A 13,842-nucleotide genomic window follows, 5' to 3' on the forward strand; every position below is an offset into this window, starting at 1 on the left:
CGGGCTCGCCGCGCCGGCGCGGCACGGCGGCCCATCTCCCGATACGCACACGCTCCGGCGGGGCGACCCGCCGAAGCACCATCTCGTCGACCACCCGTCGCGGCACACCGTGCTGGTCGACCACGCTCGACCGGACACCACGGGCTCGCCCGGCCGATTTTGCCCCGAGCCCGTCCGCGGCGCACGCACCGCCGCGACGGGCGCCGGCGCCGGCTCTACCGCCCGTTCAGCTCGGCCACGATCGACGCCGGGGTATGGCCGCTCCCGTCCGACAGTCGATGGAAGTCGACCGCGACGAAGTTCGGGGCGCGGCCCGCCGCCTGTTCGCACTGCTGTGCGATTCGATTTCTGAGCTTGGTCCCGTTGTCCAGGGCCGCGGTGCCCACCGTCGGCACGTTGCGGAAGTGGCTCATCACGAACAACCGGCGAAAGCCCGGTTCGGTCCGGTCCAACGGCACGTCCGACCAGCGGCTCGTACAGGCGAGGTCGTTGCCCAGGTCGCCCAGGCTCCAGTAGTTCTGCACGGTCCACGCCTTGTCGTACATCACCCCCAGGCTCGTCTTGTCCGACCGGTCGGAGAACATCAACAGCCGCTTGTTCGCGCCGACCAGGTCCGCCACCCTCGGCCAGCCGTTGTCGCGTACCCCGGCGGTATCCGGGCGGAACAGCAGATCCGACAGGCCGCGCACCCGGCCGAGCGAGCCGCGCAGTTGCTCGGTGTCGACGTAGTCCTCCAGGAAGACGGACACCACCTCCAGCGGATTCGCGGTCAGGAAGTCCACGACGGTCTGCATCGTGCCCGCGAAGCTCTGCCGGGGCAGTGCGTACGTCACTCCCGCGAACGCCTTGCAGTCGCCGTGGCACAGGTAGACGTCGCTCGGGTAGCAGTCGCTGCCGAAGCTGATCACGCACAGCGCGGTGCTGTGCTCGTACCAGTGTGTGTCGAGCATCAATCCGCGTACACCGCCGGCCAACTGGTTGCGCACCGACTCGGATTGGTTGACCGAGGACCATCTGGAGTCCTCGTAGTTGGTGAACGAGTTGTGCGTGGTCAGCGAACCGACCTGATCCAGCCGGGCGTTGCCCCAGCGTTGCTCCGCGGCGGTGAGGGGTGCCGCGGAGCCGACGGCGGAGGCGGCCGAGGGGAGGAGGGCGGCCAGGAGGGCGAACACCACGACGAGCAGCCCGAGTCCGGGCCGGCCGGTTGAACGCGACCCGCCGCGCGCGCCGCGGTGTTCGCGGGATCCGAGAGAGGCGGCCGAGACGCCGCCGGAAGAGTCCATGGCCCGGGAACGTACCCGGAATCCCTCACGATGTGACCCCCACGAACCGACCGGCCCGCGACCCCTTTCGGGCGATCCGGCTTCACGCATGACGGTGTTCAGGCCAATGTCACCGTCACCGGGAGTTCCTTGATGCCGTTGACGAAGTTCGAACGCACCCGGCGGATCTCGCCGGCCAGGCGGATGTCGGCGATTCGGGGGAGCAGTTCCTCGAACATGATCCGCATCTCCAGGCGGGCCAAAGCGTTGCCGAGGCAGAAATGCGGGCCGCCTTTGCCGAAGGTGACGTGGTCGACGCCGCGTCGGGTGACGTCGAAGTCGTACGGGTTCTCGAACACCGCCTCGTCCCGATTGCCGGAGGCGAACCACATCACCACCTTGTCGCCCTCGCGGATGCGCCTGCCGCCGATCTCGACGTCCCGGGTCGCGGTGCGGCGGAAGTGGTAGACGGGCGAGGCCCAGCGCAGGAACTCCTCGACGGCGTCCGGCATCAGCGCGAGGTTGTCGCGCAGCAGCTCCAGCTGGGTCGGGTTGTCCAGCAGGGCCAGCATCGAGTGCGAGATCGCGTGTCGGGTGGTCTCGTTGCCGGCCACGACCAGAAGCAGGAAGTAGTTGTCGAAGTCGTGCCGTGACAGCGGCACACCGTCGGAGGGGGCCCGGTTGACCAGCCGGCTGACCAGGTCGGTGCCCTCGCCGCCCCGGCGTCGTTCGGCCAACTCGCGTCCGTAGGCGAAGACTTCGAGCGAGGCCGGGCTGCGGAAGGGCAGGTCGCGATACCGCTCGCTCTCCGCGCTCTCCAGGAGTACGTCCGCGTAGTCCGGGTCGGTGTTGCCGATGATGCGGTTGCCCCAGTCGATCAGTTTCCCGGTGTCCTCGCCCGGCACGTCCAGCATCTTGGCCAGCACGTTGATCGGGAAGTCGGCGGAGACCTCGTGCACGAAGTCGAACGTGCCCTTGGCCAGTGCGTTGTCGAGGGTGCGGGCGGTCAGCCCGCGCAGGAACGTGCCGTAGTCGGCGATCGCGCGCGGCGTGAACTGCTTTTGCAGCAGCCTGCGCAGCGCGCCGTGGCGCAGGCCGTCGGTCTCCAGGAGCGAGCGGCGGATGGCGATCTGCGAGTCGTCGACCTCCTCCAGGTTGGTGAAGCGTGTGGAGGTGAAGGTCTGCGGGTCGCGGTCGACCGCGACGATGTCGGCGTGCCGGGTCACCGCCCAGAAGCCGCTGTTCGGCGCCGGTTCGGGCTGCCAGTGCACGGGATCCTCGCGGCGCAGCGTGTGGAACATGCGCCACGGCGTCTCGCCGTCGAGGAAACGGTCGTTGTCCGTGAGGTCGATCTCGTCGAGCGGCATCGGCTCGGGTGTCGCCGAGGCGGTGGTGGGGGTGCGCACGCGGGCTCCTCAGAGGTGGTGGGCGTACTCGGTGAACTCCCAGTCGGTGACGTGCCGGTGGAAGCGGGCGACCTCGTCGCGCTTGTAGGTGAGGAAGGCGTCGGTGAACTCCGCGCCGAGCAGCGCGGTGAGCGCGTCGTCGGCCGCGAAGGCGTCCAGCGCCTCGGTCAGCGTCGCGGGCAGGACCGGCGCCTTGGCGGTGTCGTAGCCGTACCCCTCCAGCGGGGGCGGCGGCATCGCCTTGTCGCGCAGGCCCAGATGCACCGCGGCGAGCAGCCCGGCGACGGCCAGGTACGGGTTCGCGCTCGCGTCGCCGAGGCGGATCTCCAGGCGCGCGCCGGCGCCGCGCTCGGGCGGTATCCGCACCATCGCGCTGCGGTTGTCCAGGCCCCAGTCGATCAGCCACGGCGCGAGCGTGTCCGGCCCGAAACGTTTGTACGAGTTGACCGTCGGGTTCAGCAGCGCGGCCAGCCCGGGGGCGTGCGCGAGTACGCCGGCGATGGCGTGGTGCGCGACGGTGGACAGGCCGTGCGCCCCGTCGGGGTCGTCGAACGCGTTGGTCCCGTCCGGGTCCACGCAGCTCAGGTGCAGATGGAACCCGGAACCACCCTCGTCCGCGAAGGGTTTGGCCATGAAGGTGGCCAACCGGCCTTCCAGGCGGGCCAGTTCCTTGACCGATGCCTTGAAGCGGAAGGCCCGGTCGGCGGCGTCGAGCGCGTCCGAGTGGTGCAGGTTGATCTCGAACTGGCCCGAGCAGTACTCGTGGTTGCCGGTGGTGGCGCCGATGCCCAGCCTGCCGAGGTGGCGCAGGGTGCGCAGCAGGTGGCCGTCCGGGTCGCCGCGCCGGCCCGCGACGTAGACGTTGCCCGGCGCGTCGCCGTACCGCCGCCACCCGCCCCGGAGGTCCGGGTCCGGCTCGCACAGGAAGTATTCCAACTCGGGCCCGACCACCGGCCGCAGCCCGGTCTCGTCGGCCATGCGACGCAGCACGTCGCGCAGTACCGAGCGCGGTGCCTCGGCGGCGGGTCGCCCGGTCGCCGGGTCCATGGTGTCGCCCAGACACCACGCCACGCCCGGCTCCCACGGAATGTCGACCAGGGTGTCCAGGTCCGGGTACACGCAGATGTCCGGCAACCCCGCGTCCATGCCGCCGGCGACGGCGACGGTCTCGCCCCGGGGTGTGGTGTGGAAGACCGCGCGACAGAAGGCCAGTCCGTGGGCGTGCACAGAGGGCAGGTGGTCCACCAGCACGTCGCGACCACGATCGGTGCCGATCAGGTCCGGGTAGGCGACCCGGACCACGTCGATCCCGCGCGCCCGCAGCTCGGCGACGATGTCGTGGACCCGGTCCGACTCGGATGGATTCACCGGATTCTCCTCGCACGGGATGGACGGCGGCGGCACGAGCCGATTCGTTTGAGCCCAAACCATATGGAGGTCCCAGGTGTCGCACAAGGGGTTGGACAAGCCTTTTACGCACGTGACAACGCGGAGTGGGAGGCATATCGTACGGACCCAAACGATGCACTGCTCGGCTTCGGGCTCGCAGAGGGAGGCGCCATGACCGGCGTACGCGGCGTACACGGTTTCTTCCACCCCAAGACCGGCACGGGCCGGTCGTCGATGATCCCCGCACCCCCTTGGCACTACTCCGGCGACCTGCTCACCGTCGAGTACCGCACCGACCCCGCCCGGGTGGCCGAACTGCTGCCCCCACAACTCGAACTCGCCGACGACGACCCCGGCGCGGTCGCGCTGATCTGGGCCGACTGGCAGTCCTGTTCGGCCGGACGGGGCGAACTGCTCGACCCGGTGCGCGCGCAGTACAAGGAGTGCTTCGTGGTCGTGCGCTGCCGCTACGCGGGGGTGACCTACTCGCGCTGCGTGTACATCTGGGTGGACAAGGACTTCGCCATCGCGCGCGGACTGCATCAGGGCTATCCGAAGAAGCTGGGCTCGATCCACCAGACCCGGCCGCACCCGTACGGCCCGGCGCCCCGGATCGAGGCGGGCGCGAGGTTCGGTGCCACCCTCGCCGCCGCCGACCGGCGCCTCGCCGAGGTGGTGGTGACGCTGCGCGAGCCCGCGCCGACCAACGGCTTCGTCAACGGGCATCCGATGGCGCACCACCGCTGGTTGCCGTCGATCGAACCGGGCGGGGGACTGGCCCTGGACGAACTGGTGGTCACCGGCGCCGAGTCCGCCGAGGGCGGGCAGGCGTGGGCCGGCGACGCGGAGTTGACCCTGTTCGAGGCGCCCACGGAGGAACTGGCCCGGCTGGAGCCGATCGAGCCGATCGGCGCCTACTACCGCCAGGTCGGCGTGGTGTGGAACGGCGGCACGCTGCTGGCGAGCGGCGCGTCGGGGGTGTCGGGCGTGGCGTAGGCCCGGCGGGAGTACACGCGCGAAGGGCCCTGCCGACCGGCAGGGCCCTTCGCGTATCCGCGGTCAGCCGCGCCCCCGCCCGATGCCCGCGTACACGTGCGGTCGGGCCGCGCGCAGGTACAGCGCGAACAGCGCACCCACCGCCCCCGCGCCGAGCACCAGCGCGGGCAGCACCCAGCGCAGCGCGGAGCCCGAGTCGACGCCCAGGAGTACGCCGAAGTTGTCCAGGGCGGCGACGAACACCACCGCGAGCAGTACCGCGGCGACGGCGGGCGCCACCCAGCGGCTCCACGCGTTCTCGCCGTCGGCGCCGTGTCGCAGGAAGAAGGCGATCACCGCGAGCGAGGTCAGCACCAGGAGCAACATCACGCCGAGCGCGCCCAGGTTGGTGAACCAGTTGAACAGGGTCGCCATCGGGTCGCGGTCGAGCACGGCGAACACGATCACCACGGCCGCGGCGAGCACGGTCTGGGTGGCCGAACCCAGGTGTGGGGAGTCGTTGCGCGGATGGGTGCGGCCCAGCGGGGTCGGCAGCACTCCCTCGCGTCCGAGCGCGAAGAAGTAGCGGGCGACCGCGTTGTGGAAGGACAGCAGCGCGGCGAACAGGCTGGTGATCAGGAACACCTGGGCCACGTCGGCGAAACCCGAGCCGATCTGGTCGCCGCCGAGCACGAAGATCAGGTTCGGTCCGTGCTCGCCCGCCGCCGCGACCGCCTTGTCGGTACCCGCGCCGCTGATCAGCGCCCAGGCGGTGATCGCGTACAGCACGCCGATCACGCCGACCGAGATGTAGGTCGAGCGGGCCACGGTGCGCCGGGGATCCCGGCACTCCTCGCCGTAGATCGCGGCCGACTCGAAGCCGGTGAAGGAGGCCATCACGAAGCAGAAGGCCGCGCCCATCGAGCCGGTGGTCAGCGCGTCCCAGGAGAAGGGGTGCAGCGACACGCCCTCGGGAGCGTGGCCGAACGCGCCGATGTCGAAGACCAGTACGGTGATCGTCTCGGCGATCAGCAGCGCGGCCAGCACCCGCGCGTTCAGGTCGATCCGCAGGTAGCCGAGGGTGCCGACGATCGTGATGCCGACCAGGACGATCACCCACCAGTCGACGTGCCACCCGAACTTGGCGTCCAGGAAGTCGGCCGTGGTGAAGCCGAACAGGCCGTAGATGCCGATCTGCATGGCGTTGTACGAGATCAGCGCGACGAACGCGGCGCCGAGGCCGGCGACCCGGCCCAGGCCCTGGGCCACGTAGGCGTAGAACGCGCCCGCGCCGGTGATCCGCCGGCTCATCGCCGCGTAGCCGACGCTGAAGACGGCGAGCAGGGCGGCCAGGACGAGGTAGGCCGCCGGGATGCCGGACGTCTCGGTGACCGCGAGGCTCTGCGGGATGCCGCCGGCGGCGACGGTGAGGGGGGCGGAGGCCGCCACCACGAAGAAGACGATGTGCGCGACGCCGAGCGAACCGCGCGAGGAGACGGTCGGGTCGGGGGCGGAGGAGTTGTTCGTCGACGCTTCTCTGACTGCCATGTCCGGCGCCTCCGAGGATGGGGACGGGTGGGGACCGGTGGGAACGGGCGGGAAGCCATTCGTTTGGGTCCGTACGATCTGCGAGTGCCGCCGATCGTACGGATGCAAACAGGTCCTCACAAGGGCTAGATTTCAAGGTGCACAGGGCGTATCGGGCCGGGGCCGGATACGCGCACGACTAGATAAGGCGGGGCACGTTGGTCGGCAAGCGGTCCATCACCGAGACGGAGAAGGCCGTTCAGGCCCGGCTGGGCGACATCCCGCTGCGGCGCGAGCAGATGGCCGCGGTGTCGAACATCTACCGGGCCGCCGCCGCGGTGCGCCAGCACCTGGAGAACTCGGTGCTGCGCGACGCCGAACTCACCTGGACCGCGTTCACGGTGTTGTGGGAGGTGTGGATCTGGGGTGAGAGCGAGACCCGGCACGTCGCCGAGGAGGCGGGCATTTCCAAGGGCACGCTCACCGGCGTCGCCCGCACCCTGGAGACGCGCGGGCTGCTCAACCGCACTGCGCACGCCACCGACGGCCGGCTCGTGCTGCTCTCGTTGACCCCCGCCGGCGAGGAGCTGATGGCCCGGGTCTTCCCCGCCTTCAACGCCGAGGAGGCCTTCGTCGCCGACGACCTGACCCCGGACGAATGCCTCACCCTGGCCGACGGCCTGCGCCGCATCGTGGCGCAGCTGGAGGCCAAGGGAGAGGAACGCCGCCAGGAACTCCTGGCCGGCGGCGAACCGAAGCCGAGGCGCGGGGGGCGACGGCCGAAGGGATAGGGGCGGATGTCGGACGGGTCTGCTTCGCTCGGTGCGCCGCATCGAGCGGGTGGTCCGGACGAGGAGGAAACGTGGGTACGTGGGGCAGTGGCAACTTCGACAGCGATCCCGCCCATGAGCACTTGACGATGATCGTGGATCGGCTCGTCGACGAGGTCGCCGAGGTGATGGCGGCGGACGATCCGGTACAGCTGGAGCCGGACGAGTACTGGGGTGTGGCGATCCCGTGCAACCTGGAACTGGTGTGCGCGCTGTACGACGCCGGCTATGTCGCGGACAGCATGCCCGCCGCCGAGGTGGTCGAGGGCTGGAAGGAGACCTTCATGGGCGTTTGGGAACGCACCATCGACGGTCTGGGGCCGTCGGAGGAGTGGAAGAAGGAGCGCCGGGAGATCCAGATCGCCACGTTCGACCGTATGGTGCGGGCGTGCGCCGAGGTGGCCGCCCGATAGCACGCTGCGTGCCGTGTCGTGCCGCGGGTGGTTACCTCGTGGCCGCCTCGATCAGTGCGTCGAACAGGGCCTGTTGGGTCGGGTCGGTGGCGGCGGTGTCCTCGGGGTGCCACTGGATCGCGACAAACCAGCCTGCGGGGTCGACGAGTTCGACCGCCTCGACGATGCCGTCGGTGGCGGTGCCGGTGATCCGGAGGCCGGGGGCCGGGCGGTCGATCGCCTGGTGGTGGTAGCAGGAGACGTCCAGGTCCTTGGTGCCGGCGGCGCGGGCGGTGGTCGAGTCGGGGGTCAGCGTCACCGGGTGCACGACGTGGCGGTGGTGGACGGGCATGTCCTGGGACAGCGTGCCGCCGAGCGCCACGTTGACCACCTGGAGGCCGCGACACACGGCGAGGGTGGGCAGGCCGACGGCCAGCGCGTGGCGGGCGGCGGCGAGGTCGAAGGCGTCCTGGTCGGCGTCGACGTCGTACACCTCGGCGTGCGCGGTGTCCGCGCCGTAGGTGCTGGGCGCCAAATCGCCGCCGCCGGGCAGCAGTAGGCCATCGACGCGGGCCAACCGGCCGGCGGCGCCGGCGGGTTCGGCCGGGTGCATCATGAACGGCTCACCGCCCGCCCGGTACACCGCCTCGGCGAGGGCGCGGGCGGTGACCTCGGCGGCGTAGCGCAGCGCGGACGTGGTGGCCGCGAACCGGCAGGGGAGGGCTATCAGGGGGCGGGGCACGGGGGTCTCCGGAGGTGCGGCGGGACGGTGGCGCGCTGTGGGGTCGGGGCCGGCGGACCGGCCGCTCGGGACCAACCGCCGTGCGGGTCGGGTGAGTCGCCGGCCGGCGGCGTCACAGGCTGATCCAGGTCGTCTTGAGGTCGGTGTACTTGTCGAGCGCGTGCAGCGACTTGTCCCGGCCGTGGCCCGATTGTTTGACGCCGCCGAACGGGACGTTGAGGCCGCCCTCCTCGTAGCAGTTGACCCAGACCGTGCCGGCGCGGATCGCTCGGGACAGGCGGTGCGCGGCGGAGAGGTCGGTGGTCCACACGCCGGCCGCGAGGCCGTACTCGGTCGCGTTGGCGAGGCGGATCGCCTCGTCCTCGGTGTCGAACGTGAGCACCGCCAGCACCGGGCCGAAGACCTCCTCGCGGGCGAGCGCCATGTCGGGGGTGACCCGGTCGAACACGGTCGGCTCCAGGTAGTGGCCCGGGCGATCGAGCCGGGCCCCGCCGGTGCGCAGCCGGGCGCCGGCGGCGTCGGCGCGGGCGATGTGGTCCCCGACCCGGGCCAGGTGCTCGGCGGTCACCAGCGCGCCCATCGTGGTGGCCGGATCGAGCGGGTCGCCGACGCGCAGCGCGCGGGCCCGGTCGACCACCGCGTCCACCACCTCGTCGGCGATCGAGGAGTGCACGAGCAGCCGGGACGGCGCGGTGCACATCTCGCCCTGGTTGAAGAAGATGCCCCATGCGGCGCTTGCCGCGGCGGCCGGTATGTCGGCGTCGGGCAGCACGATGTGCGGGGATTTCCCGCCCAGTTCGAGCCAGACCCGCTTGAGGTTGGAGTCGGCGGCGTAGCGCAGGAAGTGCCGGCCGACGGCGGTGGAGCCGGTGAACGCGAGCACGTCGACGTCCGGGTGCAGGCCGAGGGCGCGGCCGGTGGTCGGGCCCTCGCCGGCGATCACGTTGAACACCCCCGGCGGCAGGCCGGCTTCGCTGGCGAGGCGGCCCAACCGCAGGGCGGACAGCGGTGATTGTTCGGCGGGCTTGAGGACGACGGTGCAGCCGGCCGCCAGTGCCGGGGCGACCTTCCAGGCGGCCATCGTGAGCGGGAAGTTCCACGGGACGACCGCCGCGACCACGCCCACCGGTTCGCGGGTGACCAGGGCCAGGGCGTCGGCGGGGGTCTGTGGTGCCTCGTCGACCAGCTTGTCGGCGACTTCGCCGTACCAGCGGAACGTGGCTGCCACCGCGCGCAGTTCGATGTCGTACGCCTCGGTGATCGGCTTGCCCATCTCCAGCGAGACGGTCAGCGCGAGTTCGGCGCGGTGGGCCTCGACGGCGTCGGCGAGCCGGATCAGCGCCCGGCCGCGATCGGCCGGGGCCAGTCGGGGCCAGGGGCCGGCGTCGAAGGCGCGGCGGGCGGCGCCGACGGCGAGGTCGACCTCGTGCTGCCCGGCGCGGGCGGCTTCGGCGAGGGGCGTGCCGTCGCGCGGGGCGATCACGGTGAAGGTGTCGCCGCCGGGGTGGTCCTCACCGTCGATGTGATGGGCCGTCACGGGACGGAGCCGGTCGGCGCGTCGCAGCCAGTCGTCATGCGTGGGGTGGTGGGGCGGGTCGTTCGGGTCGTTCGGGTTGGGGTGCTCCGTCATGGTGTCCGCTTTCGTCGGGGCGGTCGGCCGCGCGAGGCGACCGGAAGGCCGGGCCTTCGTGGTGATTGTTTGGGGGCAAACGATACAGCGGAACGGCCTTCCGGGGAGAGGGCTTGACCGTCGTGTTCGACGCCGGCTAAATTGTTTGGGGTCAAACGACTTGGAGGGGTATCCATGACCGAGGTCACCGTCGCGGGCGTCACCGTCGACACCCGGCACTGGATCGGTGGCGAGCGGGTCGGGTCCGCGGACACCTTCACCGACGTCTCGCCGATCGACGGTGCCGTGCTCGGTGAGATCGCCCGGGGTGGGCGCGCCGAGGCCGACGCGGCCGTGGCCGCCGCCCGCGCCGCCTTCCCCGGGTGGGCTGCCACACCGCCCGCCCAGCGGGCCCGACTGCTGCACGCCGTCGCCGACGGCGTCGAGGCCCGACTCGCCGAGTTGGCGATCGTGGAGACCACGGACAACGGCGCGTTGCTTCGCTCGCACCTGCGCGGGGTGATGCCGCGGGTCGCGCACAACTTCCGCTTCTTCGCCGACTGGCTGACCGACTCGCTCGGGCACGACGACTTCGACACCCGGGGCCACGAGAACCGGGTCTCGTGGGATCCGGCCGGGCCGTGTGTGCTGATCACCCCGTGGAACGCGCCGCTGATGCTGGCCACCTGGAAGGTCGCCCCGGCGCTCGCGGCCGGCAACACCGTCGTGCTCAAGGCCGCCGAGTGGACCCCGCTGACCGCTTCGCTGCTCGCCGACATCACCGCCGAGGCGGGCCTGCCGGCGGGCGTGTTCAACGTGGTCCAGGGCTACGGCGAGGAGGTCGGCGCCGCGCTGACCGCACACCCGGACGTGCGCCGGATCAGCTTCACCGGCTCGGTGCCCACCGCCCGGCACATCGGCGCCGCCGCAGCCGCCAACCTCATCCCGGTCAGCCTCGAACTCGGCGGCAAATCCCCGATGTTGGTCTTTGCCGACGCCGACCTTGACCTGGCCGTGGAGCTGGCCGTCGAACAGTACGACAACGCCGGCCAGGTCTGCCTGGCGGCCACCCGACTGCTCGTCGACGCCGCCGTCGCCGAGGAGTTCACCGCGCGGTTCCTGGCGAAGGCCCGCACCCTGGTCCAGGGCGACCCGCGCGATCCGGCCACCGACATGGGACCCAACATCCACCCGGAGCACCTCGCCCGGGTCGACGGCTTCGTCCGCCGCGCGCTCGACGCCGGCGCCAAGGCCCTGCTCGGTGGCGGCCCCGACACCGGGCTGGGCGGGCTGTACTACCGCCCCACGCTGCTCACCGACGTCGCCCAAGACGCCGAGATCGTCCAGGAGGAGGTGTTCGGCCCGGTGCTGACCCTCCAGACCTTCACCACCGAGGACGAGGCGATCACCCTCGCCAACGACACCCGATTCGGGCTGGCCGCAACGTTGGTGACGGGAAGTCGGGAGCGGGCTCGGCGGGTCGGCGCGCGGCTCGTCGCGGGCACGGTGTGGGTCAACTGCTTCTTCGTCCGCGACCTGCGGGCGCCCTTCGGCGGCGCGCGGCAGTCGGGCGTCGGCCGCGAAGGCGGCACCTGGAGTTTCGACTTCTACTGCGACGTCAAGAACACCGTGACCTCGCCGAACGGATGGCACTGACCATGGGAGAGATCGTCGGCGCGGGCATCCTGGCCCACTCGCCCACCATCATGCTGCCCCCGGATGTGCGGCACGAGCTGAACGAGGGACGGGAGATCAGCCTGGTCCCGGCCCTGGCCCGGCTGCGCGCCGAGGTGTTCGAACGGCTCGACTACGACACCGTCGTGGTCTTCGACTCGCACTGGGCGACCACCGTCGAGTTCGTCATCGCCGCCCAGGCGCACCGCGCCGGGCTGTACACCTCGGAGGAACTACCCCGCGGCATGCGGCAGATCCCCTACGCCTTCCCCGGCGACCCGGAACTGGCGCACGCCACCGCCGGGTTCGCGGCCAAGCACGGCACCTGGATCACCCCGATCGAGGATCCGTTCCTGCCGATCCACTACGCCACCGTCAACCTGTGGCACCACCTGGGCGTGCCCGGCAAACGCTGGCTGGGCATCGGTTGTTGCCAGACCGCCGACGTCGAGGACAACCTGCGGCTCGGCCGGGCACTCGCCGACGGCATCGCGGCCACCGACCGCAGGGTGCTCCTGATCGCGTCCGGCGCGTTCTCGCACACGTTCTGGAGCCTGCGCGAACTGCGCGACCATGAAGCATCGGATCCGGTCCACGTGCGCACCCCGCAGGCGCGCGCCGCCGACGAGCAGCGCATCGCCTGGATGGAGCGCGGGGACCACGCGAGCGTGCTCGCGGGCATGCCGGACTTCCTGCGGTACAAGCCCGAGGCCCGCTTCGGGCACTACCTGATGATGCTCGGCGCGCTCGGCGAGGAGCGCTGCACCGCGCCGGGGCGGCTGGTCGGCGACTACGAGAACGCCACCGGCACCGGGCAGGCACACGTCTGGTTCGACCGGCCGGCGGGCGGCTGGACGGCGCCCCACGCACACACCTCACAGGTTGCCGACCGCACATCCCGGGTCGCCGACCCCCACACCTCCCGAGGACGAGTCGAATGACCACCACCGAGTACCGCCGCATCCTGCTCGACGGCGCCGTCGTCGAGGTCGTCCGCGAAGGGGCCGAACTGGTCGCCGCCGACGGCCGCCGGATCAAGGCCGCCGACGCGCACCACCTGCCGCCGATCGCACCGGGCAAGATCGTCGCGGTGCACCTCAACCACCGCAGCCGGGTCGAGGAGTTCGGCACCTCGCTGCCGCCCGCGCCGACCTACTTCCACAAGCCGACCTCGTCGCTGAACGCGCACGGCGGTGCGGTGGTTCGCCCGACCGGGTGCAAATACCTCAACTACGAGGGCGAGATCGCGATCGTGATCGGCCGTACCTGCCGCAACATCGCCCCCGCCGACGCGGGCGCGTACATCCGCGGCTACACCCTCGCCAACGACTACGGCCTGCACGACTTCCGGGACACCGACGCCGGCTCGATGTTGCGGGTCAAGGGTTCCGACACGCTGTGCCCGCTCGGCCCCGGCCTGGTCGAGGGCTGGGACTTCCGCGGCAAGGCGCTGCGGACCTACGTCAACGGCGCGGTGGTGCAGGAGGGTTCCACCGACGAGATGGAGTGGGACATGCACTACCTCGTCGCCGACATCGCCCGCACGATCACGCTCCACCCCGGCGACGTGCTCCTGTCCGGCACCCCGGCCGGCTCGCGTCCCGTACAGCCGGGCGATGTGGTCGAGGTGGAGGCGGAGGGCCTGGGCCGACTGACCAACCACATCGTCACCGGTCCGACCCCCATTCGTACCGACTGCGGCGCGCAGCCCACCGAGTCCGAAGAAGTGCGCTCCACCGCCCTCGGCGGTGACTGGGAGCTGCGCGGAATCCGTGCGCCCAGGCGGTGAGTCGCCGCCCGCCATCCGCTCGGCCCACCACCTCATTCGATCGGAAGGGACCACGACCGTGAAGGTCATCGTCGACATGGACCGGTGTCGGGACCACGGGCAGTGCGTGTTCTCCGCGCCCGAGGTGTTCCGGATCAACGACGCCGGCCGCCTCGAGTTCGTCGCCGAACCGGACGACACGCTGCGCGACGTGGTCGAGGACGCCGCCGACGTCTGCCCGTTGCAGGCCATCACGATCGAGGACTGA

General features: G+C 71.3%; 12 protein-coding genes and 1 pseudogene. 7 read left to right on the plus strand and 6 right to left on the minus strand.

Annotated features, from left to right (window positions below; all coding sequences use genetic code 11):
- Positions 1-215 precede the first annotated feature (215 nt).
- The 3 genes from ACH4XV_RS34355 to ACH4XV_RS34365 form a co-directional block, all read right to left on the minus strand.
- The gene (locus ACH4XV_RS34355; RefSeq protein WP_395796241.1) at positions 216-1,283 is read right to left on the minus strand and encodes a PI-PLC domain-containing protein; all 1,068 of its coding nucleotides are present in this window, start codon (positions 1,281-1,283) and stop codon (positions 216-218) included.
- A 98-nt stretch (positions 1,284-1,381) separates the two neighbouring features.
- A complete protein-coding gene (locus ACH4XV_RS34360) occupies positions 1,382-2,629 on the minus strand; it encodes a cytochrome P450 (protein WP_395796292.1) in 1,248 nt (415 codons plus the stop codon).
- A 48-nt stretch (positions 2,630-2,677) separates the two neighbouring features.
- The gene (locus tag ACH4XV_RS34365; protein WP_395796242.1) at positions 2,678-4,036 is read right to left on the minus strand and encodes a glutamine synthetase family protein; all 1,359 of its coding nucleotides are present in this window, start codon (positions 4,034-4,036) and stop codon (positions 2,678-2,680) included.
- Between the two features lie 192 nt (positions 4,037-4,228).
- Here ACH4XV_RS34365 and ACH4XV_RS34370 point away from each other — a divergent pair, with 192 nt between their 5' ends.
- Positions 4,229-5,053: an acetoacetate decarboxylase family protein gene (locus ACH4XV_RS34370; RefSeq protein ID WP_395796243.1), complete on the plus strand. Its 825-nt coding sequence runs from the start codon at positions 4,229-4,231 to the stop codon at positions 5,051-5,053.
- A gap of 63 nt (positions 5,054-5,116) precedes the next feature.
- On the opposite strand, the gene ACH4XV_RS34375 is transcribed toward ACH4XV_RS34370, so the two are convergent.
- Entirely contained in the window at positions 5,117-6,580 is a 1,464-nt protein-coding gene (locus tag ACH4XV_RS34375; protein ID WP_395796244.1) for an APC family permease, read from the minus strand.
- 197 nt (positions 6,581-6,777) lie between these two features.
- Here ACH4XV_RS34375 and ACH4XV_RS34380 point away from each other — a divergent pair, with 197 nt between their 5' ends.
- Together ACH4XV_RS34380 and ACH4XV_RS34385 are read left to right on the plus strand one after the other, a co-directional pair.
- The gene (locus ACH4XV_RS34380; protein ID WP_395796245.1) at positions 6,778-7,350 is read left to right on the plus strand and encodes a MarR family winged helix-turn-helix transcriptional regulator; all 573 of its coding nucleotides are present in this window, start codon (positions 6,778-6,780) and stop codon (positions 7,348-7,350) included.
- A 71-nt stretch (positions 7,351-7,421) separates the two neighbouring features.
- Positions 7,422-7,802, plus strand: coding sequence for a DUF4259 domain-containing protein (locus ACH4XV_RS34385; RefSeq protein ID WP_395796246.1), 381 nt, complete (start codon positions 7,422-7,424; stop codon positions 7,800-7,802).
- A 31-nt stretch (positions 7,803-7,833) separates the two neighbouring features.
- Here ACH4XV_RS34385 and ACH4XV_RS34390 read toward each other — a convergent pair whose 3' ends face one another.
- Together ACH4XV_RS34390 and ACH4XV_RS34395 are read right to left on the minus strand one after the other, a co-directional pair.
- Entirely contained in the window at positions 7,834-8,523 is a 690-nt protein-coding gene (locus tag ACH4XV_RS34390) for a gamma-glutamyl-gamma-aminobutyrate hydrolase family protein (protein ID WP_395796247.1), read from the minus strand.
- A gap of 112 nt (positions 8,524-8,635) precedes the next feature.
- Entirely contained in the window at positions 8,636-10,153 is a 1,518-nt protein-coding gene (locus ACH4XV_RS34395) for an aldehyde dehydrogenase (protein WP_395796293.1), read from the minus strand.
- A 174-nt stretch (positions 10,154-10,327) separates the two neighbouring features.
- On the opposite strand from ACH4XV_RS34395, the pseudogene ACH4XV_RS34400 reads away from it, so the two are divergent.
- The 4 genes and pseudogenes from ACH4XV_RS34400 to ACH4XV_RS34415 form a co-directional block, all read left to right on the plus strand.
- Positions 10,328-11,795, plus strand: a pseudogene (locus tag ACH4XV_RS34400) (aldehyde dehydrogenase); the annotation flags it as partial.
- Positions 11,791-12,747 carry a catechol 1,2-dioxygenase gene (locus tag ACH4XV_RS34405; protein ID WP_395796248.1) on the plus strand — a complete coding sequence of 319 codons (957 nt, stop codon included), beginning with the start codon at positions 11,791-11,793 and terminating at the stop codon, positions 12,745-12,747. The pseudogene ACH4XV_RS34400 and the gene ACH4XV_RS34405, both read left to right, overlap by 5 nt.
- The gene (locus ACH4XV_RS34410) at positions 12,744-13,595 is read left to right on the plus strand and encodes a fumarylacetoacetate hydrolase family protein (protein WP_395796249.1); all 852 of its coding nucleotides are present in this window, start codon (positions 12,744-12,746) and stop codon (positions 13,593-13,595) included. The genes ACH4XV_RS34405 and ACH4XV_RS34410 overlap by 4 nt, the downstream gene beginning before the upstream one ends.
- A gap of 58 nt (positions 13,596-13,653) precedes the next feature.
- Complete coding sequence (locus ACH4XV_RS34415; RefSeq protein WP_395796250.1) at positions 13,654-13,842, plus strand: ferredoxin; 189 nt, start codon at positions 13,654-13,656, stop codon at positions 13,840-13,842.

This window comes from Embleya sp. NPDC020630 (assembly GCF_044334985.1).
Classification (GTDB): Bacteria; Actinomycetota; Actinomycetes; order Streptomycetales; family Streptomycetaceae; genus Embleya.